This window comes from Mediterraneibacter sp. 210702-DFI.5.30 (assembly GCF_020560115.1).
Lineage (GTDB): Bacteria > Bacillota > Clostridia > Lachnospirales > Lachnospiraceae > Mediterraneibacter > Mediterraneibacter faecis.
Genome location: NZ_JAJCME010000028.1, coordinates 1 through 3,120, shown reverse-complemented (window position 1 = coordinate 3,120; position 3,120 = coordinate 1). Strand labels below are relative to the sequence as shown.

The 3,120-nt window shown below is 49.9% G+C and carries 1 rRNA gene; it reads right to left on the bottom strand.

Features of this window, described 5'->3' with window-relative positions:
* Positions 1-34: 34 nt before the first annotated feature.
* Positions 35-2,924, bottom strand: a 23S ribosomal RNA gene (locus tag LI126_RS14520).
* Positions 2,925-3,120: the final 196 nt, after the last annotated feature.

The window sequence follows — 3,120 nt, the reverse complement described above, 5'->3', positions numbered from 1 at the left end:
AAAACCAACATCATCATCCAAACCTATCACTGCTTTGGTTATGCCCTCGACCTATTAGTAACAGTCAGCTCCATGTGTTACCACACTTCCACCTCTGCCCTATCTACCTCGTCGTCTTCAAGGGGTCTTACTAACTTGACGTTATGAGATATCTCATCTTGAGGGGGGCTTCACGCTTAGATGCCTTCAGCGTTTATCCCTTCCCGGCTTGGCTACTCTGCTATGCCTTTGGTAAGACAACAGATACACCAGCGGCCAGTCCATCCCGGTCCTCTCGTACTAAGGACAGCTCCTCTCAAATATCTTACGCCCACGCCGGATAGGGACCGAACTGTCTCACGACGTTCTGAACCCAGCTCGCGTACCGCTTTAATGGGCGAACAGCCCAACCCTTGGGACCTACTTCAGCCCCAGGATGCGATGAGCCGACATCGAGGTGCCAAACCACTCCGTCGATGTGAACTCTTGGGAGTGATAAGCCTGTTATCCCCAGGGTAGCTTTTATCCGTTGAGCGATGGCAATCCCACTTTATACCACCGGATCACTAAGTCCTACTTTCGTACCTGCTCCACCCGTCGGTGTCGCAGTCAAGCTCCCTTCTGCCTTTGCACTCTTCGAATGGTTTCCAACCATTCTGAGGGAACCTTTGAGCGCCTCCGATACCCTTTCGGAGGCGACCGCCCCAGTCAAACTCCCCACCTGACATTGTCCCCCAGCCGGATCACGGCTGCTGGTTAGAAACCCAGTACTGCAAGGGTGGTATCCCAACATTGGCTCCATGGCAACTGGCGTTACCATTTCCTAGCCTCCCACCTATCCTGTACATGCAATACCGAATCCCAGTATCAAGCTGGAGTAAAGCTCCATGGGGTCTTTCCGTCCTGGCGCAGGTAACCAGCATCTTCACTGGTATTTCAATTTCACCGGGTGCATTGTTGAGACAGTGCCCAAATCATTACGCCTTTCGTGCGGGTCGGAACTTACCCGACAAGGAATTTCGCTACCTTAGGACCGTTATAGTTACGGCCGCCGTTTACTGGGGCTTAAGTTCAAAGCTTCGCTTGCGCTAACCTCTCCCCTTAACCTTCCAGCACCGGGCAGGCGTCAGCCCATATACCTCACCTTTCGGTTTTGCATAGACCTGTGTTTTTGCTAAACAGTTGCTTGGGCCAATTCTCTGCGGCCATCTTACTGGCACTCCTTCTCCCGAAGTTACGGAGTCATTTTGCCGAGTTCCTTAACAATGCTTCTCCCGTCGGCCTTAGGATTCTCTCCTCATCCACCTGTGTCGGTTTACGGTACGGGTATCCTGCAAACAATAGCGGCTTTTCTTGACAGTCAGCTCACGTGCTTCCCTACTTATTTTCAGTCCACATCACGTCTTCAGATTGTTCAGCGGATTTGCCAACTGAACTCCTACCTCGCTTGTACCGGTCTTTCCATTCCCGGCTCACGCTCTCTGCCTGTGTCCCCACAGTTCTGTTACAGGATAGTACAGGAATTTCAACCTGTTATCCATCGACTACGTCTTTCGACCTCGCCTTAGGCCCCGACTTACCCAGAGCAGATCAGCTTTACTCTGGAAACCTTAGATATTCGGCCGGAAGGATTCCCACCTTCCTCTCGCTACTCATTCCGGCATTCTCTCTTCTTAAAAGTCCACAGCTCCTTACGGTACTGCTTCGTCCCTTTAAGAATGCTCCTCTACCAATTGAATTCTCAATTCCAAAGCTTCGGCAGTGTGTTTTAGCCCCGGACATTTTCGGCGCAGGACCTCTCGACTAGTGAGCTATTACGCACTCTTTGAATGAATGGCTGCTTCTGAGCCAACATCCTAGTTGTCTTCGAAATCCCACATCCTTTTCCACTTAACACACATTTTGGGGCCTTAGCTGTTGGTCTGGGCTCTTTCCCTTTTGACCACCCAACTTATCTCGGATCGTCTGACTCCCATACATCATCTACACGGCATTCGGAGTTTGATATCCCTTAGTAAGCTTTGACGCCCCCTTAGGAATTCAGTGCTCTACCTCCGCAAGACTCGTATGAGGCTAGCCCTAAAGCTATTTCGAGGAGAACCAGCTATCTCCGGGTTCGATTGGAATTTCTCCCCTATCCACACCTCATCCCCACCCTTTTCAACGGATGTGGGTTCGGTCCTCCATTGCCTTTTACGGCAACTTCAACCTGGACATGGATAGATCACCCGGTTTCGGGTCTACTCCGACTGACTATGCGCCCTATTCAGACTTGGTTTCCCTTCGGCTCCGGACCTTTAGTCCTTAACCTCGCCAGCCAGCGTAACTCGCCGGACCGTTCTACAAAAAGTACGCGGTTGAGCATATAAAGCTCTTCCACAGCTTGTAAACATATGGTTTCAGGTTCTTTTTCACTCCCCTCCCGGGGTCCTTTTCACCTTTCCTTCACAGTACTATGCGCTATCGGTCACTAAGTAGTATTTAGCCTTACGGGGTGGTCCCCGCATCTTCCCACAAGGTTCCACGTGTCTCGTGGTACTCTGGATCCCGCCATGTCAACTCGTCTTTCGCTTACGGGGCTTTCACCCTCTCTGGCCGGCTTTCCCAAAACCGTTCTGCTAAACTCGTTGAATCAATTCCGCGGTCCGAACCCCAGCATGCACGCACGCTGGTTTGGGCTCTTCCGTTTTCGCTCGCCGCTACTCACAGAATCACATGTTGTTTTCTCTTCCTCCGGCTACTTAGATGTTTCAGTTCACCGGGTTCCCTTCCTTAAGTTATGTATTGGCTTAAGGATACTTGAGGTTTGCTCAAGTAGGTTTCCCCATTCAGAAATCTCCGGATCAAAGGATATTTGCTCCTCCCCGAAGCTTTTCGCAGCTTATCACGTCTTTCATCGGCTCTTAGTGCCAAGGCATCCACCATACGCTCTTATCAGCATAACCAACTCGACCTCATCCCACGGGAATGGGATAATGTCCACACATACATAGCGTTGTATGCGTTGGTGATAGTCAATTTATTTTAAGTCTGTTTTCTTCAGACTGTAAGTTAATGTTGTTAACATTACCTCGGATGTCTTGATTAGATATTTATCTAAATCTATTGATTTTTACTATATGCAGTTTTCAAGGTACATAA